Genomic DNA, 21,381 nt, shown 5'->3' on the forward strand with positions numbered 1-21,381 from the left:
TAACTTAGTGCCTTTGCGGTTAAAAAAATAAAAATTGAAAAATAAATTAAAAGCCTTTTTCCAACGCATAATAATTTGGATAAAAAAGAACAAAATAAAATCAGCAATTGCATTTCTGCTCTTGCTGATTTATTATTTTGCACTTCCAAAACCTTTATTTCAAGAGCCTTATTCAACCGTAATTGAAAGTAAAGAAGGCGAATTATTAGGCGCAAAAATCGCCAGAGACGGACAATGGCGTTTCCCTGCTCAAGACAACGTTCCTGATAAATTCAAGAAATGTATTGTTTATTTTGAAGATGAATATTTCTATAAACATCCCGGTTTTAATCCAGGGGCAATGATAAATGCTTTCAAGCAAAACCAAAAAGCGGGAAAAGTTGTTCGAGGCGGAAGTACTTTGACACAGCAAGTGATCAGACTTTCGAGGAAAGGAAAAAAGCGAACTTACTTTGAAAAAATAATCGAAATTATTCTTTCAACGCGTTTGGAATTAGGATATTCCAAAAACGAAATTTTAGAATTATATGCAGCACACGCACCATTTGGAGGAAATGTTGTCGGACTAGAAATGGCTTCATGGCGTTATTTTGGAGTACAGTCCAATCAATTATCGTGGGCAGAAAATGCGGTTTTGGCTGTTTTACCAAATGCACCAAGCTTAATTTATCCAGGAAAAAATCAGATTAAATTATTAAAAAAGAGAAATCAGCTTTTGCTAAAATTGCATAAAGAAGGTATAATCGACAAGCAGACTTACGAACTTTCTATTGAAGAACCATTGCCTCAAAAACCTTATGATTTACCGCAGATTGCACCGCATTTATTGCAGCGTGTTGCAAAAAATGAAGAAGGAACAAGAGTTAAAACTACTCTAGATTATGCGTTGCAAAATAGAATAAACCAAATTGCAAGATATTATTACAATCAATACAAACAGAATGAAGTACATAATCTGGCTGTTTTAGTGATTGATGTTGAAAGCAGGAATGTGATAAGTTACGTTGGGAATTCGCCCACAGATAGTGATCATCAAAAAGATGTTGATATTATCGATGCTCCAAGAAGCACGGGAAGTATCTTAAAACCATTGCTTTATGGAGCTATGCTTGATGAAGGTGAATTATTGCCTAATACTTTGATAGCCGACGTTCCAACACAGATTTCAGGTTATACACCGCAGAATTTTAATTTGACTTTTGACGGAGCTGTTCCTGCGCATCGAGCTTTATCAAGATCTTTAAATATTCCAGCAGTTTTGATGCTTCAGGAATATGGAGTAAATAAATTTTATGAAGAACTCCAGAAATTTAAACTAAAAAACATCAATAAAACGCCAGATCATTACGGACTTTCACTGATATTGGGCGGGGCTGAAAGTAATTTATGGGATTTGTGCAGAACGTATGCAGGCTTGTCTTCGACTTTAAATTATTTTACAAAACAAGGAAAATATAGAGAAAATGAATTCTCAGAATTAAATTATAAAAATAATTTTGAACCAGATTTTGGTTCAGAAACAGACCAAAAGAATATTTTAGGTTCTGGGGCTATTTGGCAGACTTATAATGCAATGGAACAAGTAAACCGACCAGAAGGAGATGAAGCGTGGAAATTTTATGACAGTTCGCTTAAAATTGCGTGGAAAACAGGGACCAGTTTTGGAAACAGAGATGCGTGGGCAATTGGAACCAATTCTAAATATGTTGTTGGAATTTGGGTTGGGAACGCTACAGGCGAGGGAAGACCAACTTTGACAGGAGTGACCAGTGCAGCACCTATTTTATTTGATGTTTTTAATTTACTGCCGAGACAAAAATGGTTTCAAACACCTTACAAAGATTTGGCTGAAGTTGAGGTTTGTAAATTAAGCGGTTATCTGGCTAAAGATGGCTGTCCGAAAATAAAACAATGGGTTCCCAAAAAAGGAAAATCTACGGTTGTTTGCCCCTATCATAAATTAATTCACGTAGATAAATCGGGGCAATTTCAAGTAAACAGTAGCTGCGAAAGCATAGATAATATCGTAGCGAAGAACTGGTTCGTATTGCCTCCCGTTATGGCTTGGTATTACAAAAGCCAGCATATTGATTATCTTCCGTTACCTCCTTTTAAAGAAGGCTGTCAAGGAAATCAAAGCACTACAATGGATTTTATTTATCCCAAAGCAAATAGTAAAATCTATTTAACTAAAAATTTCAACAGCGAAGTACAGCCCGTAATTTTAAAAGTAGCTTATGCAGAACGTGATAAAGAACTGTTTTGGTATGTTGATGATGTTTACAAAGCCACAACAAAGACATTTCATGAATTGCAGATTACACCAACAGCTGGTTTTCATTACATTACAGTCGTAGATGAATTTGGAAATGAAATTCGAAGAAAAATAGAAATTGTAAGGGAATAGTTTACTGAATAACATTGAATTTTTGATAAGCCCTTTGGCTTCTTGAAAGACGAAGGGTAATAGAAGTAGTAAATCCTTTGTAGGTTGGTATTTTGTCTTTATTGAAAGGGAATGAATAACCGAAACCTAAATCAATTAGATTTAAAAAAGTAAAACCACCCAATGCATAGGCATTTTTATGAGAACTTCCCGCTTTTAAAAATAAGAAATCTTTATTGTACGAAAGATGTAAGTCAGGAAGCCCATAATAATTGCCATTATAACTATTTGTAATTCCATATCCTATTCCTAAAAAAAGTTTGTCTTCATGTTTACAATCAAGACAAAATTCCAGTCCTGCAGTAAGCAGACTTTTGTTGGCAACGCTGTAGTTGATATAAGTCATAGGCGGAATCGGAACGCGAAATGTGCCTGGTGCGGGTTTGTCAAAATCTCGTGAATAGGATAGAGATCCATCTTCATTAAACCATTTTGCTTTTCCTGCGTTATTATTGCCTTCTGCGTCTTTGGTGTAACCTTCAAACTGTAACACATTGTTTTTTACGTAGTAATCTTTTATGAGGTAAAGAGAATCAACATATTGTATTTTGTGTCCGATTGCTTTTGTTGTTTTTATTTTGATAGGTTTTATTCTATAATAAACAGCAGAATCTTTAGTGGTTGTTTTCCATTTTGAATTGAAAAATATAGTGTCTATTTGAGCTGTTAAATGGTTAGAAAAAAGAATAAAAGCCACTATAATAAAATAGCAAAAATGATTTTTATAGACAAAATATTTGGTTGTTTTAGACAGCATGCGCGTTAGATTGATAATTTTAAGTCTAAAAATACTTTATTACATTTTTATATCTAATCTTTAAAGAATCTTTTTATGTTAGAATAAGATAAAATTTCTTAGAAAAAAGCCATAAAAAAACCGCCAATCTCACGAAAGGCGGTTTCTAATTTTTTTATTCTGAAATAACATTTCCTTTTTTATCGTAGAAATGATATTCTAAGTACGTGTAAGCGTCACGAGGTATGATTTTCACCCATTTCTTATGTTCAAAAAACCATTTTGAACGTAATGATGGAAAACCTTTGCTGAGGTATGCAGCCACAAACGGATGTGTGTTAAGCACAACTTTATTGTGGGTTTTTAAAAGTCTTTCTAAATCAGCAGTAATTTTATCGATAATTAAAATTGGCGCTTCAATTTCGCCATTAACTTTATTAGGATCTTCTTCTCTGGTTTTTATATTAACTTCTGGTCTTACTCGCTGTCTTGTAATCTGGACTAAACCAAATTTACTTGGCGGTAATATTTTATGCTTTGCTTTATCGTCGCTCATTTCTTCTCGCAAGAAGTCGAACAAAACCTTCCTGTTTTCAGGATTTGACATATCAATAAAATCAACTACGATTATACCGCCCATATCTCGCAGACGAAGTTGTCTTGCGATTTCTGCTGCAGCAATCATATTCACTTCCATGGCTGTGTCTTCTTGGTTGGTGGCTTTATTAGAACGGTTTCCGCTGTTTACGTCAATAACGTGAAGAGCTTCGGTGTGTTCTATAATAAGATAAGCACCTTTGCTCATAGAAACTGTTCTGCCAAAAGAAGTTTTGATTTGTCTCTCTATATTATATTTCTCGAAAATTGGAGTGTCGTTTGATTGATAAAACTTCACAATAGATTGTTTCGAAGGTGCAATTTCTTGCAGATATTCCTTCGTTTGGTGGTACAACTCTTCGTCATCTATTTGAATACCGCTGAAGGTATCGTTAAAAACATCTCTTAATATTGAAGAAGCTCTGTTAAGCTCTCCTAATACTTTGGACGGATGATGAGCAGTTGGTAATTTTTTACACATTGCAGTCCATCTGCCAAGCAGGTTCTGCAAATCTTTTTCTAATTCGGCTACGTTTTTGCCTTCGGCTACTGTACGAACAATAACACCAAATCCTTTAGGTTTGATCGATAGAACAAGTTTTTTTAGACGATCCTTTTCTTTTTTGTCTTCTATTTTTTGAGAAATAGAAACACGATCAGAAAAAGGAACTAGAACAATAAATCTTCCGGCAAGAGAAAGCTCAGCACTTATTCTTGGTCCCTTGGTAGATATAGGTTCTTTAACTACTTGAACTAAAACAGATTGATTGGCACTTAAAATATCAGTAATGATGCCATCTTTGTCAATCTCTTTTTCAAACTGAAAGGTTTTTAGGGAGAAATCTTTTAATTTACCTGCGCTTACAAGTTTTATGAATTTCAACTGAGAAGCTAAGTTTGGACCCAAATCGTGATAATGTAAAAAGGCATCTTTTTCGAAACCTACATTTACAAAAGCAGCATTAAGTCCGGCAACTGGTTTTCTGATTTTGGCAATAAAAATATCACCAACCTGAAAATTGCTTTTCTCTTCTTCTTTGTGTAATTCAATTAGTTTTCCATCTTTTAATAAGGCAAAATCTACGGCATCAGAACTAGATCTAATGATTAATTCTTTATTCACACTGTAAATTTTTATCTGTTTTTTCAGAAAATAGAAAAGAGAGAGAAGAGCATAGATTAAAAAAATCTAAAATCTAAAATCTAAAGTCTAAAATCTTATCTACAGATGGATTAAACAATATTTTAAACAGGTATTAACCCGGTGAAAACTAGCTGGCAGTTTTCAGTTTTAAGTAATCAGTGGACTGAAGACTAAAAACTGAAGGCTGAATACTAATTTTCAATTTCAATGAACTTTTAAAAAGAAAAAAGTAGTTTAAAACTACTTTTTCTTTTTGTGGCGGTTAGCTCTCGCTCTTTTTTTACGTTTGTGAGTAGCTACCTTATGTCTCTTTCTTTTTTTACCACTTGGCATATCGTGTCAGATTTATGTTAATTAATATTATTTTGCTTCGTTGTTAGTTTTAACTCCTTCTACAAATACTTTTGCAGGTTTAAACGCAGGAATGTTGTGTGCAGGAATTTTGATAGTTGTGTTTTTTGAAATGTTTCTTCCTGTCTTTTCAGCTCTAGTTTTTACGATGAAACTTCCGAAACCTCTTAGGTAAACATTGTCTCCAGTTTCTAATGAAGTTTTAACTTCTTCCATAAAAGTTTCAACTGTTGCTTGAACGTCTCCTTTTTCAAGACCTAATTTCTCTGAAATTTTAGCTACGATGTCTGCTTTCGTCATTTTCTTTCCTATTTTATTTTATAAATGGTGTATTATTTTTTTGAGTTTGCAAATATAGGAATTAAAAAAATAATTAATCAAGCTAATTCGTTAAATTTTAATTACATAAACATTTACTTTTGTATTCTAAGTATTTTGCAATGGATTTTTATAACATCTTGATAAAATGGTATTTACAGAACAAGCGCGACTTGCCGTGGCGAAAAACGACTAATCCGTACCAAATTTGGCTCTCAGAAATAATGCTGCAACAGACTAGAGTAGCGCAAGGAATGCCTTATTTTTTTGTATTTACCAAGGAATTTCCTACTGTAAAAGATTTAGCCGATGCTTCAGAAGAAAAAGTTTTAAAACTTTGGCAGGGTTTGGGCTATTATTCCAGAGCTCGAAATCTTCATAAAACGGCTCAATTTATTGCTTATGAATTAAATGGTGTTTTTCCTGATTCTTATAAAGAGCTTTTGAAACTTAAAGGTGTAGGCGAATATACCGCGGCTGCAATTGCTTCTTTTTCTTATAATGAAGTGGTGCCGGTTGTTGATGGAAATGTTTTTAGGGTTTTGTCTCGTTATTTTGATATCGAGACAGATATTGCACTTCCTGCGACTAAAAAAGAATTTAGCGCTTTGGCTCAAGAATTAATGCCGTCTGATAATCCGGCTATTTTTAATCAGGCTATAATGGAGTTTGGCGCCTTGCAATGTGTGCCTAAAAATCCTGATTGTGACATATGCGTTTTTAATGACAGTTGTGCCGCCTTGCAGAAAAAGAAAGTAAATATGCTTCCGGTTAAATTGAAGAAAACGAAAGTCACTAATCGTTTCTTTAATTATTTGATTCTTGAAGATACGCTCGGCAATACTTTGATTCAAAAAAGAACCGCAAAAGGAATTTGGCATAACTTATATGAATTCCCGCTTCTGGAAACTCAAGAAATTGCAAGTTTTGATTTTGTTGCAAATGAAGTTCAGAAAACGATTTTAGCATCATATACTATATTAAGTATAGAGGAGTGTTCTGAAACTACAGTAATTCATAAATTGTCTCATCAGCATTTGCATATTCAATTTTGGAAGATCAAGGTTGAAGGAGTAATTGTCGATGGAGTTGACTTAGAAAAATTAAAAACCTTTCCTTTTCCTATCGTAATTTATAATTTCATAGAAAATATGGAAGTTAAATTCTAAGAATTCTAATTTGAACTATTTGAGTACGCATATAAAAGCATTTTTATAAATAATTGAAAAAAATAACCAGCGATAGCTATTTCGCAAGCCGATTTTGCTGCTTTGGGACTTTTTATTTTCTTTGAATTGTAAATCACGAACCCAATAATTGGAATTAAAAAAGAAATTATTTTTAATATTAGATTTAGATCTCGGCCGTAATCTGAGTTTGAGTATTCTGAATTGTAATTATGCATTTTCTTTTTTAATAGAATAAACGGAAAAACAAAAGTAAGTTTTTATTTACAAAAAGTTAGTTTCTTTTTTGATTTTTATTTTAAATCATGCTATTAATTAGATTTAAAGATGAAGTAATTGATTATTGAAAACAGAAAGTCAATATTATATTAAAGCGTTAGAGTATTGCAAGTAGTTTTACAATTTTATAGAAAAGCAGGAATTAAATTGCTAAAAAAATGTATCTTTGGTAGAAATACCACAAAAAACTATGAATGGAACATTAAATAAAGTGATGCTTATTGGCCATTTGGGCGATGATGTAAAGATGCATTATTTTGATGGAGGCAATTGCATTGGACGTTTTCAGCTGGCTACAAACGAAGTATATATAAATAAAACGACCAACGAAAAGATAACTTCTACCGAATGGCATAATTTGGTTGTGCGTAATAAAGCGGCTGAGATCTGCGAAAAATACCTTTCTAAAGGAGATAAAATTTATGTTGAAGGACGTATAAAATCACGTCAATGGCAGGCAGAAGACGGAACCACAAAATATACTACAGAAATTCAGGTTACAGAGTTTACTTTTCTGACAACCAAAAAAGAAACTGCAAATCATAAACCAAATCAAGAGTCTGAACCAGCAAAAAATACTAACTTTGATGCTTCAAACGAAGGGCTTCCTATTAATGATCTGCCTTTCTAAAATATGTTTAATTAATCTTTTTTAATTTGGACCCGGAGCCCAGTTTATTTTTAACTACAAATCTTGACAGCAATTTAATAATTGGTACTGTCGGAATATTTATTCTGCTGTTTTTATCAGCTATAGTTTCAGGTGCCGAAGTGGCACTTTTTTCTTTATCTCAAAAAGAAATTGACGAAACAATTCAAGACAATCTGGCAAAAGGTAAAATTATTTCAAATCTTCTTGATAGACCAAAAAAACTGTTGGCTACATTATTGGTTGCTAATAACTTTTTCAACATTGGCGTAGTAATCTTGTTTGCTTTTATAGGGCAGAATATTTTTTCTAGTGTTAGTTCGCCAGCCTTTAAGTTTGTATTAGAGGTAATTCTCGTAACATTTTTAATTCTTTTGTTTGGCGAGGTGCTTCCTAAGGTTTACGCAAGCAGAAATAGTGTTCAGTTTGCCAAGCGTGTAGCGTATCCGATTTCTTTTTTAGATAAATTGCTTTCGCCAGTAAGCTTGCCAATGCGTAGTGTTACCTTATATTTGCAACGTAAATTAGGAAAACAGAAAAATAATTTTTCAATAAATCAGCTTTCGCAAGCTTTAGAATTAACAGATTCTGAAGGAACTTCGCAAGAAGAGCAGAAAATTTTAGAAGGAATTGTTTCCTTTGGAAATACCGATACTAAACAGGTAATGAGCCCGAGAATTGATATTTTTGCTTTAGAAATATCAGAATCTTTCGTGGCTATTTATCCTAAGATAATTGATAAAGGATTTTCAAGAATTCCGGTTTATCGAGATAATATTGATCAGATTGAGGGTGTTCTTTTTGTGAAAGATTTACTGCCGCATATCGATAAAGAAGATTTTGACTGGTCATCTTTGATAAGAGAAGCATTTTTTGTTCCAGAAAATAAAAAGCTCGATAACTTATTAAAGGACTTTCAGAGTTTAAAAAGCCACTTAGCAATTGTGGTTGATGAATATGGAGGAACTTCAGGATTGGTCTCTTTAGAAGACGTTATCGAAGAAATTGTTGGGGATATTAGTGATGAATTTGATGACGAGAATGTGAATTATTCTCAGATTGATGATAAAAATTTCCTTTTTGAAGGGAAAATAAATTTAAAAGACTTTTATCGAATTGTAGATGTTGACGAAGAAGTTTTTGAATCACACAAAGGAGAAGCCGAAACGCTGGCCGGATTTATTTTGGAAGTTTTAGGCAATTTTCCCAAAAAAGATCAAAAAGTAGCTTTTGAAAATTGTGTTTTCACAATAGAAACAGTCGATAAAAAAAGGGTTAAACAAATAAAAGTTACATTAGAATAAAATGTTTAAGAAGATAATTTTTGCGTCAACTATGGTTTTGACGATCATGATGGCAAGTTGTAAAAATGATGTGGTACCAAAACCAGTTAGTTTTTTACGTTTAGACTATCCAGAAGCCAAGTATATGAGTTTTGAAAACAATTGTCCGTTTGCTTTTGAAATGAATGAAGACGCAGTTATTAAAGGTGAAAAAGAATGCGGTTTTACAATTACATATCCTAAAATGAAGGCGACGATTTATTTGACCTACAAACCTGTAAATGGTAATATTGATAAGCTTTTAAAAGATGCTCAAAAACTGACCTACGAACACGTAATTAAAGCCGATGATATTTTGGAGCAACCCTACATTAATCCTTCAAAAAAAGTATACGGAATGTTTTATCAGGTTGATGGAAATGCCGCAACAAACTCTCAGTTTTACGTTACGGACAGTACAAGACATTTTTTAACGGGTTCTGTTTACTTTTACGCAAAACCTAACTTTGATTCGATTATGCCGGCAGCAAGTTATATTAAAAATGACATGCAGCATTTGATGGAAACGTTAAAATGGAAATAAAGAAATAAAAAAAGGATCCGATTTGGATCCTTTTTTCTTGTCCGAAAAATTGTATTTTTGTATAAATCAGACAAGCAGAAATTGTTGTTTGTGGCAATGAAGTATTTTTGCTGTATCGTACAAAACGAAAGATGTTTTTTACGGTTTGTATTATTTTTTATTCCTAATTATTACCTTTGAATTATGAGCACATTAACGAAACCAAATCATATAGGGCGAAAAATAAGCCGTATTCGTGAATTAAGAGATATGAAGCAGGAAGCATTGGCTCAGGCTTTAGGAATTACACAGCAGACAATTTCGAATATAGAAAATAGTGAAACCATTGACGAAGATAGATTGGCAGAAGTAGCCAAAGCGCTTGGTGTAACTGTGGAATCGATTAAGAATTTTTTTGAAGAAAGCGTGATTAATTATTTCAACAATATTTACGATAATGATTTTAGTCATAGCATTGGAGCTGTTCCTATAAATCCAAATAACTGTTCTTTCAATCCATTAGATAAAATGATGGAGATGGTAGAAGAAAATAAAAAACTTTATGAGCGCTTATTGGAATCTGAGAAAGAGAAAATAGCTTATTTGGAGAAGTTGTTGAGAGATAAATAGTACTTAAGTTATAATTAAAAGAGCTGAATCTAAAATAATTAGATTCAGCTCTTTTTTTAAGGTCAAAAATATTATAGCCCGAAAGCTTTTGTGTTTAATGAATTTAGAATGTGTCTATTGTTGCGGGCACGGATTGCAAATCTACGCTATCTGGTCTATCATTCCGTAGGAATGTCTCGTCGGCAGAAAAAAAATGTAATTAGGTATTTACGTTCCGTAGGAACGTTTGATATTCTGGATTTTTAAAAATAATTTCAAAACCAAACGTTCCTACGGAACGTAAAAATCAACTATAATATAATTTTCTATTAATGAGATGTTCCTACGGAACAATATAGGATGAAAATAAAAATGGCTGTTTCAAAAATAGAAACAGCCATTTTTATTTCGTTGAATTTCGAATTTAAGATTTAAAATTCGAAACCTTATAAGTTTTCCCATCTCCAGTTTCCTGAACCACTTTTGTTAAAGACTCAGGATTTTGAACTGTTTTATCAAAACTAACTGTTGCCGTTTTTTTGTCAAAATCAACTGTTGCTTTGTCCACACCGTCAAGATTTGCTAATTCTTCTTCAATTGTTTTTGCACATCCAACAGCACAAGTCATTCCGTCTATTGTGAAGCTTGCTGTTTGTAAGTTTTCAGCAGCGATTGCTTTATGTTCTTTTGGAGCGCTTTTTTCAGCATTTACAACTTGAAGGCTTTTATCTTCTTCTTTTTTGCATCCAACGAATACTAAACCAGCGATTGTTGCGGCTATTAAAATTTTTGAAATCTTCATTATATATAGATTTAAATGACTAAATAATTTTTGTGCAAAATTAATAAAAACCGAGAGGTCAGTCCATAAAATTATTACAAATTTGCAGTAAAATGCGATTTATGGAAACAAAACAGTTAAAGTGGATTTATTTAGCGATTCTATCTCTTATTTGGGGAAGCTCTTTTATTTTGATTAAAAGAGGATTGGTGGGCTTGAACGCGATTCAGGTTGGATCATTTAGAATCATCTTTGCTGCTTTGTTTTTGTTATTGATTGGTTTTAAAAGTTTGTCGAAAATCTCTAAACGCCAGTGGAAATACGTTGCCATTACGTCTGTATTTGGAACTTTTATGCCAGCCTACCTTTTTGCCATAGCAGAAACAGAAGTAGACAGTTCGATTGTGGCGATTTTGAATTCACTTACGCCTCTAAATACTTTAATTTTAGGAATAATTGCATTCGGAATCCAATTTCAAAGACGACAAGTTATAGGTGTTTTTATTGGATTAATAGGTTGTCTGCTGTTGGTTTTTAGTGGTGCTTCAGCTCATCCAGGGCAAAATTATTATTATGTTGTTTTGGTAGTTATTGCAACTTTGAGTTATGCGATAAATGTCAACTTGATTAAAAAATATTTATCAGATTTAAATTCGCTGAGTATTACAACAGGAAATTTTACCGTATTACTTCTTCCGGCACTTTTCATTTTGAGTACAACAGATATCAGTCAAAAAATACATCTAGAAACGGCACAAACCTCTATTTTCTTTGTTATGATTTTAGGAGTCTTAGGAACCGGAATTGCAAATGTTGTTTTCTTTAAATTAATTCAAATGTCATCTCCTGTATTCGCAACTTCGGTAACTTATTTAATTCCGATTGTTGCTTTTTTCTGGGGATTATTAGATAACGAAATGCTGACACCCATTCAATTCTTTGGAGCATTTGTGATTTTGATCGGTGTTTATTTGTCGGCAAAAAAGGGTTAAGGGGTATAAGTTATGGGTTAGGAGTTGGGATTGAAAACTTTAGCATTTACTTCGCTTCAAACATGATGAATAAAAAAAGCTTTGTCAAAGTTTTAAACTTTGACAAAGCCTTAAAATATTAGTTGCTTAGAAGCTTACACTCTTAGCGGCTTATAAAAAATCTTTATCCGAAACTCCTTCATTAATCTTAATATCAGCCATTTTAATATCCAGTTCAAAACCTACATTTTGAACTAAATTAAAAGGGACTTTTACACCTTTTACTTCTCTGTAATCATTAAAATTCGTGATTTGAGTTGCCGATTTTCCGCCTTGTTCGCGAAGTTTAGATTCAGCTGTTTTTAAGCCAGATTTAATATCGTAATAGTAAGTTGTTTTACCGTCTTTAATTACGTAAGCATCACTTCCGTTAATTGGCTCAATTCCTTCCACTTTTAAATCAGTTCTTTTTACAAGTTGTAATTCTTCAAAAGGAGCAGCATTAGCTTTCATTTCGACTAAATCTTCACCTTCAAGGTTTTTTCTTTGTCCTTGTTGTTCGATATAAGCACCTTTTTCATTTACAACCTGTTTCATTAAATTCATAGTTCCCATTGATAGTGAAACCATCATTTTTCCTTTAGAATCTAATTTAGAAGTAAAAGTAAGCGGAGTAGGGGCTTGCGGAATAGTTGTAGAACCATTCATAAAAAGTGTTTTTACACTTGTAACCGCTTTTTCGCCGCCAATTGCTTTAATGTAATTTTCAAAAACAGTTTTTGCAGAAATGTCTTTTGGAGCTTCTTTTTTAACAGCAGGTTTTTCAACAGGATTTCCGTATTTGTCAAAATAGTTAATAGGAATTTGAAGTTTTTCTAAACCAGTAAGAACATCAGATCCTTTTCCTACGATTACAATTCGCATATTGTCCAATAAAAAATACTTGTTGGCAACGCGATAAATGTCGTCTGCGCTAACATTATTAATAGTTTGAATGTATTTTTCGTAGAAATCTGCTGGAAGTTTTTCTGTTTCGATGTTCAAAGCATAACGCGCAACAGCCTGCGGTTTTTCAACCTGCATTACAAATCTTCCGATGTACCCTGCTTTTACATTTCTTAAAACTTCTGGGTCCACTCTTTCTGTTCGAATTCTTTTGATTTCTTTAATGAATTGAACAACAGCGCTGTCTGTAACTGTATTTCTAACAGCAGACGAAGCTTTAAATTTACTTACATATTTACTGCTTCCAATACTCGAACTTGCGCCGTAAGTCCATGCGTGTTGTTCGCGTAGATTCATGTTTAAATAACTGTTGAAATCGCCTCCTAAAATTTGATTAGCAATTACCGCAGGAAAAAAATCAGGATCGCTCATTCTTAAATTGACAGTATTGATAAGTGAAATTTCAGACTGAACTGCATTCGGAACATCTACAAAATCAATTTGAAGTTTTGAAACATTCGTTGGGTTAGGATAGCTGTTTTTTGGAGCCGTTTGTTTTTTCCATCCTCCAAATAATTTTTCGACAGAAGATTTTGTTTCTTTAAATTTTACATCACCAATTACCACTAGATAAGCGTTTTCTGGAACAAAATAAGTGCTGTAATTGTTCTGAACATCAGCTAATGTTACATTTTTTACCGTTTCCTCAGAAAGATATTCCCCGCTTGGGTGATTTTTACCAAAAGCTAAAACGTCAACCACGCGATTTGCAATAGCTGGAACGCTTTTTTCGTCGGCTTTAAGACCTTCTAATAACTTAGCTTTTTCTTTATCAAATTCTGTTTGTGTAAAATTTGGCTGTAAAGCTCCTTCTGCCAAAAGTTCTAGTACGCGTCCAGAATATTTTGACAAAGAACTTGCGTAAGCACCTTGAGAATTGAAGTTGATATTGGCTCCGTAGAAATCAATTTCCTCGTTAAAAGCCTCTTTTGTCGTTTTTTTGGTGCCGTTTCCGATCAAACTGCTTGTTAGTTCATCTACGCCTTTTTTGTTTCCTTCGGTAAACGGCGCATTATCAAGAGTAAGATTAAAACTTACTCGAGGCAGTTTATGATTTTCAACAACTAAAACCTTCATTCCGTTTGACAAAACAAAAGTCTGCGGTTTTTTGATGTTGACTACTGGTGAACTGCCTGGCTTTGGTTGTGGACGATCTTGTGCTTGCATAATTCCGTTTAGGAATAAAAGGATTAAAAATGGATATATTTTTTTCATGATTCGAGGCTTCTTAATTTTGAACTTTTGTTGAAGGAATATAATCTAAAACCAAACGTTGATTTGGGTTTAAATACTTTTTGGCAACTTCTCTAATCTCTTCTCTTGTAATGGAGTGGTAAATGTCGATTTCTGTATTAATCAGATTTACATCGCCGTACAATAAGTAATAAGAAGCAAGATTCTCTGCAATTCCTTCTACGCTTGCATTTGCATTCACGTAATTATTGTCGAATTTGTTTTGTAGTTTTTCGTAGTCTTTTTCAGAAATCAAATCGGTTTGGATTTTAACGATTTCTTCGTCCATTTCTTTTAAAATGTCCGCTGTCGTATTGGGAGCCATCGGCAGACCATATAAAATGTACATTCCGTAATCTTCCTGACTAAAACCAACCGCACCAATTTGAAGCGCCATTTTTTTATCGTCAACTATTTTTTTGTACAATTTCGAACTTTTTCCGTCACTTAAGTAAGAAGAGATTAAGTCTAAAACTCTCGCGTCTCTTGTTTTCATCGAAGGTGTTCTGTAAGAAGCGACAACCATAGGAATCTGAATATTCGGATCTTCGTAAGTTGCTTTTATTGTTTGGGTAATTGGTTCTTCGTTATAAGTTTGTTTTTTAACCTCTTCGCCTCTCGGAATTGATCCAAAATATTTTTGAATCCATTCTTTAGTTTTGGTTTTATCAAAATCTCCTGCGACAACCAAAACGGCATTGTTTGGAGTATAGAATTTTTTGTTGAAAGCCTGAAACTCTTCCAAAGTAGCAGCATCTAAATCTTTCATAGAACCAATTGTAGTCCATCTGTAAGGATGATTCTTGAACATATTTTTCTTGACTTCAGGAAGAATATTCCCGTACGGCTGATTGTCGTAACGCATTCTTTTTTCTTCTTTTACAACTTCGTTTTGAGTGTCAACACCAATTTTATTAATGATTGGATGCATTAATCTCTCAGATTCCATCCATAAACCAAGTTCTAAACTGTTTGAAGGGAAAACTTCATAATAATAAGTTCTATCGTCGTTGGTGTTAGCATTGTTTACACCTCCATTTGCGGTAACGATTTTCATCCATTCGCCACGTTTAATGTTTTGGGTTCCTTCAAATAATAAATGTTCAAAGAAGTGTGCAAAACCAGTTCGGTCAGGACGTTCGTCTTTAGAACCAACATGATACATTACAGAAGTAATAACCACAGGCGCAGAAGGATCGTTGTGTAAAATAACATGAAGTCCGTTGTCTAAATTGTATTCTTCAAAAGCTACTTTTTGAGCATGAGCCACTCCGCCGAGCATTAATGCAGCACTTAACATCATTATTGATTTTTTCATAAAGATTAATAATTTTATATACCTAATAATATAATAGGTAGACATTGTCGATTATAGTTACGTCAAAAATAGGTTTTTTTAATCATGAATTAATGATTTGTTTATAATTGAATGTTATTTTAACAATCTTTTACTTAAAAATGGCTTAAAAAATTGTCGAAAAGTGCTTGAAAGACAGGATATTTAGGGTTGAAAATATTTTTATGGCTATAGATTGCACAGTAAAATTTTAGTTGTATATTTGCAACCTTAAAATCAATAAATCAATTTGGTATGTATGCAATCGTAGAGATAGCAGGGCAACAATTTAAAGTAAGCAAAGACTTAAAGGTTTATGTTCACCGTTTGGCTAACGAAGAAGGTTCAAAAGTTTCTTTTGACAAAGTTCTTTTATTAGATGATAACGGAAATGTAACTTTAGGCGCCCCAGCTATAGAAGGTGCTTCAGTAGAAGCTAAAGTGTTACAACACTTAAAAGGTGATAAAGTTATCGTTTTCAAAAAGAAAAGAAGAAAAGGATACAAAAAAAGAAATGGTCACAGACAATATCTTACACAAATTGTAATTGAAGGTATTACTGCAGCAGGTGGAACTAAAAAAGCAGCAGCTAAAAAAGCAGTTGTAGCAGAAGAAGCTCCAGCTACTGAAGAAGCTCCAAAAGCTAAAAAAGCAGCAGCTCCAAAAGCAAAAAAAGAGACTACTAAAGAATAATAACAATATTTAAACTCATACGTCATGGCTCACAAGAAAGGTGTCGGTAGTTCGAAGAATGGTAGAGAATCAGAATCAAAACGTTTAGGCGTTAAGATTTATGGTGGTCAAGCTGCTATTGCTGGGAACATCATCGTTAGACAAAGAGGTTCAAAACACAATCCAGGTGAAAATGTTTACATCAGTAAAGATCACACTCTTCATGCAAGAGTAGCTGGAGTTGTTAAGTTCCAAAAGAAAAGAGATAACAAATCTTATGTATCTATTATTCCTTTCGAGGCTTAATAATCAAAGATTACTTTTTACAAAACCCGTTCATTTTTGAACGGGTTTTTTGTTTTTAAGATTTTGCAAAAGAAGTTTTTTTCTATTTTTGTTTGAATATATACTATTTGATTTGAAAAATTTTCTTTTCCTTTTCTTGTTGTTTGCATTTCGTCTGTATGCAAATGATCCCGCAATCATTCAAAATAAAATTGCTGTTCAAGTATCGTCATTAAATAATTCGCAAAAGGCAATATTGTATGAATATGCAGTTTTAAAAATGCATAATGCGAATGCTGAACGTTATTGGGAATTGCATGAAAAAGATTTCGTTGATATAAATGATTCTGTTAGAGATCAATTAGCATCAGAAATTTATACACATACACAGTTTTCGTATAAACCAGATAAAAATTTTTCGACAGATACTTCCTTAAAAGTGCAGCTTTTAAGTAATTGGATGTTTTATTTGGCGGCCTTAATTGCAGTTTTAGCACTAATACAATTGTTTAAAAATTATTGGAGCTGGATAATTCAGGTTCTGATAAAGAAATTGGCGCCAATTTTCAGATTATTGTTTTCGCCGATTTTACTGACTTACGAAATGCTTTTGGCGGGTGGAGTTTGTATTTTTTTTGGATGTTTTATGGAAGAATTTGTTTCGCGAACAATTGTAATTCATATCGGAATATTTTTGTTGTGGAGTCAATCTACGGCAATTCTAACCCAAAAGTATTTGGCTGAAAAATACATATTTGATATTCCAGTTAATTTTTGGGGAAATGATAGCTGGAAAACGCTCAAAACAATTTCGATTCCTGCTTTCATTATTGTGGGTGCTTTGGTTTATGTTATAGTAAATCGACCGAATGAAACTTTTTATATTTATGAATTAGTTGCGGCAGTAATTGCAAGTGTTTATACTTTGCCATTTTGGAGAAGCATAGAAAAATATTTATCCAGACTTTTATTTCCGTTTAAAGATGATCTTGTTGAAAGAAGTGTTTATACGTTGGCTTCGGTTACTATTTTAGCGCTTTTAGCAACGGTTTTGTTTGTTTTTAATTTTTCAAACAATATTTATTTCGCTCAAATAATTGTTGCACTGGTAAGTTTGTTGTCTGTTTCCTTTTTGATTTTGTCTTTTAAATGGTTTTATAGAAGAGATTATAGAAATTATTATTATGTGCAGTTTGTAACCTTTGCTTATTTATTGACGGCTCTTTATTATGGTTTTTATGTTCAATCTATTGAAATAGTTTGGATGCCTTTACTTTGTTTGAGCTTCTTTGTGATTATTAAGTACTGGGAAATTATCACGTCTTATTTTTATTGGAAGAACAGCAAAACCAAAATCTGGGGATTTCTCGGAATGTCTGTTTTATTATGGGTTTTAGGAAAAGGAGTTTTGTATCTATTGAATTTTGTTTTATAAAAGAAAAAAACCTTTGTCAAAGTTTTAAATTTGACAAAGGTTTTTTTAAAGCTGGAATTTAGAATTTAAAGCTATTCTTGATATCTATTTTATTCTGGCTCTTCTGTTTTACGGCCAACTTTTACTTTTGGATTATCCTGAGTGCCTGTTATACTCATAGGAATTCCGAATATACCTAAAGGAGGCAGTCCTAAACGCATTTTTAAGTTTAGTTTTCCGTCTAGACTTGTTGTGCCCTCGATTCTTGGTCTAAAGCCCGCAAATTTAAATTTAAATCGGTCTATAGTCATGATGTTGTTCTTGATCATAGTTTTTATATCAACTTTTGAAACATCCGGATTTTTCATTGATTCAGAACCTGTTTGTTTGCTTACGGCATTAAACATTTTTAAACCTCTTACTTTTACATCTTTTACCGAAAGTATTCCGCCTCCGGTAAGAGAAGGATAAACGGGATTCATATTGCCATTTAATCTGCCTCGTAATTGATAATCAAGTGAAACAATTCCTTGTGCTTTTCCTGCAGCGCTTGCCATTTTTCTGAATACATCAATTTCATTGTATGCTCTTTTGATGTTAAAATCAGATGCCTTGATTTTGTAATCAAAATGAGCGTTTTGAGTGTCAACAGCCTGATAACTTCCGTTCATAACAACATGGCAGCCAATTAAGTTAAAGCCTGTTTGCTGCATGGTAAGTTTGTTGTTATTGATGTTTAGATTTCCTTTTGCATTCTCAAGTGTTAATTTATCGAAATAAACTTTTTGAGCATTTGCTGTCAGCTCCAAATCAAATTTTTCGGGAATTATGATAACTCCAGACTTTGTAGATTTGTTTTTTGAGGCATGTGTTGGGGTATTATTAAACATAAATTCATCCACGTTAATATATTTGGAAGATATGTTAAACGACCCTTTTAGTATTCCATTTTTTCTTGTAGCATAGTTAATTGCATTTTGCAAATAGCCATTCATTGTAAAATCAGACTGTCCGTATGATGCTAGGAAATTATTAAATAAGATTTTATCCTGATCGATTTTAAAAAGACCGTCTCTAATGATAAATTTTTGAGGTAGAAATTCAGAAGCAATCCCAATGTTTCGGATCTCCAGAGTTCCTTTATTGTTCAATTTATTATAATTTCCATTTAAGGCATCACTTTGCTTTCCTTTTAAGGCTAAATCTGCTTTTATAAAACCATCTAAGCTTAATCCTTTGTGAGAGAAAACTTTGTATATTTTTTTGACATCAAGCTCGCCTTTCGCAGTAACATCGTAATTTAAATCATCAAAATTATTTAGAAGAGCCTGAACAAAAAACGGTTTTCCTTCAAAAGTAAATTGAGCAGGTTTAAGATTCAATTTTAGATCTTGAAAAGTTCCTTTTTTATCCTCAATTGTAGTTTTGAATTCAATATTGGTAATAGGATTAGGATAGTAACTTGTTTTTACAAATCCATTCTTTAGATCGATTGTACCGTTTGAAATAGGGAAAAGCTTATTTTTTCTGTCAAATGTACCTTTTGCCTTAATGTCTCCAGTCAAAATTCCTCTTAAGGTTAGACCAGGAACTCCTAATCCTTTATTGAGTTTCTCAAGATCAATTTTGGCTTTAAATTCGGCATCTACTTTAGGCGCATCTATTCCTTCAAGGTAAAATTTTGATTTGAAATAATCGTCACCTACATTTAAAGATAAATTTGCAGCATTTACAATTAGCGAATTTGGCTTTAAGGAAGGAAGTTTGCTTTTGATTTCAACATTTAAGTCCGAAACTGGAAAATCGCTATTGTCATAATTTATATAACCATCTTCTATTTTTAAATCGAAATTTAAATCAGGCGCAATATTTTGTGAGGCAATATACTTTCCTTTTAAGGTTAAAAGCAGATTCGTATCTCCTTTTAACTCCGTTTTAGAAAGCCAGGTAACGTATTTTGGAGGAAAAGCAGTAAAAACATCATATAGCTCACTATCGTCAGATTTAATAACAAAATCCATATTATAGCCGTCTTTTAAGAAATCAAAATTACCTTTAAAGTCAACTGACAACTGATTGATTTTTAAATTGTTCTGTTGAAAAAAGAATGACAAAGAGTTCATGTTGACCTGAGTAATAAGATCAGCATCTACTTTTTTATTCATTAAATAAGGTTCGTCATCATAAATAATATTCAGCTTCTCAATTTTTGCTTTTGAATGAAGGTCAAATACAGCTTTATTTAAATCACCTTTTCCTAAATAGTCAAAGCCAAGCGCGTCAAAATGCACTTTTGTAGATTGATCATCATAAATAATTTTACTATTTAAGATTTCTATTCGATCCAGCTTTAAAGCTGTGTCAGTGCTGTCTTCAGGCTTAGAATCCTGAGGTGTAGATTTGTAAACGTTGTAATTAGCTTCTCCGTTTGAGTTGACTTTTACATTGATAAAAGAATCTGACAAATAGATTTCGTCAATTTTTGCTGATTTACTAAAAATTAAACTTAGGACATCAATACCAAAAGAAACCTCTTTTGCTGTAATAAATTTTTCATTTTTATAAGGTGCAGAACCATTTAATTGTAAATCGTTCAGGGTTAAAGTCAGCGATGGAAAGTGACGAAAAAATGAAACAGAAACATCTGAATAATTAAGTTCTGCACTTAAGCTTTCGTTTGCTGTCTTTTTAATTTTTTCTTTAATCTGGTCAGCAAACAGAATAGGGGTTAAAAAAAGTAATGTTAAAATTACGGCAAACGTAATTCCGGTATATTTAGCAATTTTTAATAAAAAAGGTTTTGATGTAATTTTAGACATATAGGCGTAGATGCGGTATTTTAATTGATTTGGGGCAATGAAATAAAAAAAAAGTGTAGCTGTTATCCGTGAACGGTTTCATTTTTACCATAATTGGTAATAATAGAACCTTCATATTCAATCCATTCTTTCCAGCGTTTGTCAATATCAATATTATCCTGATACTTTCTGGCGAATCCTAAAAATGTGGTATAATGTCCAGCCTCAGAAATCATTAAATCGCGATAGAATTTGGCTAATTCTTGATCCTTAATATTTTCAGAAAGCACTTTAAAACGCTCACAGCTTCTGGCTTCAATCATAGCCGAAAACAATAAACGGTCGCAAAGCGCGTCTCTGCGGCTTCCGTCTTTCTTCATAAATTTAAAAAGTTCATTTACATAATGATCCTTTCGTTCACGTCCTAAAGTAAGGCCGCGCTTCTTAATCACGTCATGAACCATTTGTAAATGTTCCAGTTCTTCTCTGGCAATAACCAGCATTTCTGTTACAAGTTCTTCTAATTCAGAATTGTATGTAACGATGCTGATCGCATTCGAAGCGGCTTTTTGTTCGCACCAAGCGTGGTCAGTCAAAATTTCTTCGATATTTGACTCAACGATATTTACCCAGCGCGGGTCTGTGGCTAATTTTAATCCTAACATAATTTAGCGGAGATTTATTGCCGCAAAATTAGTGTTTTTTTACCACCGAAAGTCAGGAAA

18 protein-coding genes are annotated in these 21,381 nt (G+C 32.9%); 10 read left to right on the top strand and 8 right to left on the bottom strand.

What is annotated here, in order from left to right; genetic code table 11:
• Positions 1-34 precede the first annotated feature (34 nt).
• A complete protein-coding gene (gene pbpC, locus ACFSC2_RS13435) occupies positions 35-2,407 on the top strand; it encodes a penicillin-binding protein 1C (protein WP_379814917.1) in 2,373 nt (790 codons plus the stop codon).
• A 1-nt stretch (position 2,408) separates the two neighbouring features.
• Here pbpC and ACFSC2_RS13440 read toward each other — a convergent pair whose 3' ends face one another.
• The 3 genes from ACFSC2_RS13440 to ACFSC2_RS13450 all read right to left on the bottom strand — a co-directional run bounded on the left by ACFSC2_RS13440 (position 2,409) and on the right by ACFSC2_RS13450 (position 5,574).
• Positions 2,409-3,203, bottom strand: a complete 795-nt coding sequence (locus ACFSC2_RS13440; protein WP_379814916.1) for a hypothetical protein — start codon at positions 3,201-3,203, stop codon at positions 2,409-2,411.
• A gap of 154 nt (positions 3,204-3,357) precedes the next feature.
• The gene (locus ACFSC2_RS13445; protein WP_379814914.1) at positions 3,358-4,902 is read right to left on the bottom strand and encodes an Rne/Rng family ribonuclease; all 1,545 of its coding nucleotides are present in this window, start codon (positions 4,900-4,902) and stop codon (positions 3,358-3,360) included.
• Between the two features lie 381 nt (positions 4,903-5,283).
• A complete protein-coding gene (locus ACFSC2_RS13450; protein WP_007805026.1) occupies positions 5,284-5,574 on the bottom strand; it encodes an HU family DNA-binding protein in 291 nt (96 codons plus the stop codon).
• 140 nt (positions 5,575-5,714) lie between these two features.
• Between ACFSC2_RS13450 and mutY the strand changes: the two genes are divergently transcribed.
• The 5 genes from mutY (at position 5,715) to ACFSC2_RS13475 (ending at position 10,182) form a co-directional block, all read left to right on the top strand.
• On the top strand, positions 5,715-6,761 hold the full coding sequence (gene mutY, locus ACFSC2_RS13455) for an A/G-specific adenine glycosylase (protein ID WP_379814913.1): 1,047 nt from the start codon (positions 5,715-5,717) through the stop codon (positions 6,759-6,761).
• Positions 6,762-7,248: 487 nt separating this feature from the next.
• Positions 7,249-7,689: a single-stranded DNA-binding protein gene (locus ACFSC2_RS13460; protein ID WP_379814912.1), complete on the top strand. Its 441-nt coding sequence runs from the start codon at positions 7,249-7,251 to the stop codon at positions 7,687-7,689.
• Positions 7,690-7,715: 26 nt separating this feature from the next.
• Entirely contained in the window at positions 7,716-9,011 is a 1,296-nt protein-coding gene (locus tag ACFSC2_RS13465; RefSeq protein ID WP_379814911.1) for a gliding motility-associated protein GldE, read from the top strand.
• Between the two features lies 1 nt (position 9,012).
• Positions 9,013-9,573 (top strand): gliding motility lipoprotein GldD, encoded by a 561-nt coding sequence (gldD, locus tag ACFSC2_RS13470; protein WP_379814910.1) that lies wholly within the window; start codon positions 9,013-9,015, stop codon positions 9,571-9,573.
• 183 nt (positions 9,574-9,756) lie between these two features.
• Positions 9,757-10,182 (top strand): helix-turn-helix domain-containing protein, encoded by a 426-nt coding sequence (locus ACFSC2_RS13475; RefSeq protein WP_379814909.1) that lies wholly within the window; start codon positions 9,757-9,759, stop codon positions 10,180-10,182.
• A 403-nt stretch (positions 10,183-10,585) separates the two neighbouring features.
• Here ACFSC2_RS13475 and ACFSC2_RS13480 read toward each other — a convergent pair whose 3' ends face one another.
• On the bottom strand, positions 10,586-10,963 hold the full coding sequence (locus ACFSC2_RS13480) for a heavy-metal-associated domain-containing protein (RefSeq protein WP_379814908.1): 378 nt from the start codon (positions 10,961-10,963) through the stop codon (positions 10,586-10,588).
• Positions 10,964-11,064: 101 nt separating this feature from the next.
• Here ACFSC2_RS13480 and ACFSC2_RS13485 point away from each other — a divergent pair, with 101 nt between their 5' ends.
• Positions 11,065-11,934 carry a DMT family transporter gene (locus tag ACFSC2_RS13485; RefSeq protein WP_379814907.1) on the top strand — a complete coding sequence of 290 codons (870 nt, stop codon included), beginning with the start codon at positions 11,065-11,067 and terminating at the stop codon, positions 11,932-11,934.
• Between the two features lie 150 nt (positions 11,935-12,084).
• Here ACFSC2_RS13485 and ACFSC2_RS13490 read toward each other — a convergent pair whose 3' ends face one another.
• On the bottom strand, positions 12,085-14,133 hold the full coding sequence (locus ACFSC2_RS13490; RefSeq protein ID WP_379814906.1) for a M16 family metallopeptidase: 2,049 nt from the start codon (positions 14,131-14,133) through the stop codon (positions 12,085-12,087).
• Positions 14,134-14,146: 13 nt separating this feature from the next.
• On the bottom strand, positions 14,147-15,469 hold the full coding sequence (locus ACFSC2_RS13495) for a M16 family metallopeptidase (RefSeq protein ID WP_379814905.1): 1,323 nt from the start codon (positions 15,467-15,469) through the stop codon (positions 14,147-14,149).
• Positions 15,470-15,742: 273 nt separating this feature from the next.
• On the opposite strand from ACFSC2_RS13495, the gene rplU reads away from it, so the two are divergent.
• The 3 genes from rplU to ACFSC2_RS13510 all read left to right on the top strand — a co-directional run bounded on the left by rplU (position 15,743) and on the right by ACFSC2_RS13510 (position 17,879).
• The gene (rplU, locus tag ACFSC2_RS13500) at positions 15,743-16,180 is read left to right on the top strand and encodes a 50S ribosomal protein L21 (RefSeq protein WP_306155849.1); all 438 of its coding nucleotides are present in this window, start codon (positions 15,743-15,745) and stop codon (positions 16,178-16,180) included.
• A 24-nt stretch (positions 16,181-16,204) separates the two neighbouring features.
• A complete protein-coding gene (rpmA, locus tag ACFSC2_RS13505; protein WP_012023622.1) occupies positions 16,205-16,465 on the top strand; it encodes a 50S ribosomal protein L27 in 261 nt (86 codons plus the stop codon).
• Positions 16,466-16,577: 112 nt separating this feature from the next.
• A complete protein-coding gene (locus tag ACFSC2_RS13510; RefSeq protein WP_379814904.1) occupies positions 16,578-17,879 on the top strand; it encodes a hypothetical protein in 1,302 nt (433 codons plus the stop codon).
• Between the two features lie 89 nt (positions 17,880-17,968).
• Here the strand turns inward: ACFSC2_RS13510 and ACFSC2_RS13515 are convergent, their stop codons facing one another.
• Both ACFSC2_RS13515 and ACFSC2_RS13520 read right to left on the bottom strand, forming a co-directional pair.
• Positions 17,969-20,677, bottom strand: a complete 2,709-nt coding sequence (locus tag ACFSC2_RS13515) for an AsmA family protein (protein WP_379814903.1) — start codon at positions 20,675-20,677, stop codon at positions 17,969-17,971.
• 62 nt (positions 20,678-20,739) lie between these two features.
• Positions 20,740-21,321, bottom strand: coding sequence for a MiaE family protein (locus ACFSC2_RS13520; protein WP_308095943.1), 582 nt, complete (start codon positions 21,319-21,321; stop codon positions 20,740-20,742).
• Positions 21,322-21,381 lie beyond the last annotated feature (60 nt).

Origin of the sequence: Flavobacterium artemisiae, from assembly GCF_042678225.1 — a bacterium.
In the GTDB taxonomy this organism is placed as follows: Bacteria; Bacteroidota; Bacteroidia; order Flavobacteriales; family Flavobacteriaceae; genus Flavobacterium; species Flavobacterium artemisiae.

What these genes read in the sequence shown, in the direction of transcription:
- mutY (WP_379814913.1), top strand. Translation starts at nt 5,715, where the DNA reads ATGGATTTTTATAACATCTTGATAAAATGGTATTTACAGAACAAGCGC.
- ACFSC2_RS13495 (WP_379814905.1), bottom strand. Translation starts at nt 15,469, where the DNA reads ATGAAAAAATCAATAATGATGTTAAGTGCTGCATTAATGCTCGGCGGA.
- ACFSC2_RS13475 (WP_379814909.1), top strand. Translation starts at nt 9,757, where the DNA reads ATGAGCACATTAACGAAACCAAATCATATAGGGCGAAAAATAAGCCGT.
- ACFSC2_RS13480 (WP_379814908.1), bottom strand. Translation starts at nt 10,963, where the DNA reads ATGAAGATTTCAAAAATTTTAATAGCCGCAACAATCGCTGGTTTAGTA.
- gldD (WP_379814910.1), top strand. Translation starts at nt 9,013, where the DNA reads ATGTTTAAGAAGATAATTTTTGCGTCAACTATGGTTTTGACGATCATG.
- ACFSC2_RS13460 (WP_379814912.1), top strand. Translation starts at nt 7,249, where the DNA reads ATGAATGGAACATTAAATAAAGTGATGCTTATTGGCCATTTGGGCGAT.
- rplU (WP_306155849.1), top strand. Translation starts at nt 15,743, where the DNA reads ATGTATGCAATCGTAGAGATAGCAGGGCAACAATTTAAAGTAAGCAAA.
- ACFSC2_RS13520 (WP_308095943.1), bottom strand. Translation starts at nt 21,321, where the DNA reads ATGTTAGGATTAAAATTAGCCACAGACCCGCGCTGGGTAAATATCGTT.
- ACFSC2_RS13450 (WP_007805026.1), bottom strand. Translation starts at nt 5,574, where the DNA reads ATGACGAAAGCAGACATCGTAGCTAAAATTTCAGAGAAATTAGGTCTT.
- ACFSC2_RS13485 (WP_379814907.1), top strand. Translation starts at nt 11,065, where the DNA reads ATGGAAACAAAACAGTTAAAGTGGATTTATTTAGCGATTCTATCTCTT.
- rpmA (WP_012023622.1), top strand. Translation starts at nt 16,205, where the DNA reads ATGGCTCACAAGAAAGGTGTCGGTAGTTCGAAGAATGGTAGAGAATCA.
- ACFSC2_RS13515 (WP_379814903.1), bottom strand. Translation starts at nt 20,677, where the DNA reads ATGTCTAAAATTACATCAAAACCTTTTTTATTAAAAATTGCTAAATAT.
- ACFSC2_RS13490 (WP_379814906.1), bottom strand. Translation starts at nt 14,133, where the DNA reads ATGAAAAAAATATATCCATTTTTAATCCTTTTATTCCTAAACGGAATT.
- ACFSC2_RS13440 (WP_379814916.1), bottom strand. Translation starts at nt 3,203, where the DNA reads ATGCTGTCTAAAACAACCAAATATTTTGTCTATAAAAATCATTTTTGC.